The 386-nt window shown below is 52.6% G+C and carries 1 rRNA gene; it reads right to left on the bottom strand.

What is annotated here, in order from left to right:
* Nucleotides 1-386 (bottom strand): 23S ribosomal RNA (locus tag GJ654_RS20710); the annotation flags it as partial.

Raw genomic sequence — 386 nt, 5'->3', positions numbered from 1 at the left:
GATGTCCTTTCCTCCGGGTACTTAGATGTTTCAGTTCCCCGGGTTTGCTTCAAACCCCATTACAGAGTTTGATACCTTCTTAGTGATTCCTGTTAGTCCAAAAGCAAGCTTTCGGACTAACCCTCGCATCAGCTCGGCCGTAGCCCGTCTGTTAAGACGGGCGTCGATAGGTCGCCCTATGGCGTTCGCTCCTAGCATCGCTTGCGCGATGCATTCGCCAACGTCGCCAGCTTCTGCAAAAGCCGTCGTCTTGCTTGTCATCTCTCATCCGCTGTGCACGGAACAAGAGAACTCTTGGATTAACAGGAATCGAAGGTGGGTTGCCCCATTCGGAAATTCTCGGATCAAAGCTCGTTCGCAGCTCCCCAAGACTTATCGCAGCGTAC

Origin of the sequence: Rhodoblastus acidophilus, assembly GCF_009720655.1 — a bacterium.
Taxonomy (GTDB): domain Bacteria; phylum Pseudomonadota; class Alphaproteobacteria; order Rhizobiales; family Beijerinckiaceae; genus Rhodoblastus; species Rhodoblastus acidophilus_A.
Note: the sequence above shows the minus strand (reverse complement) of the source record. Positions and strands in the feature narration are given on the sequence as shown.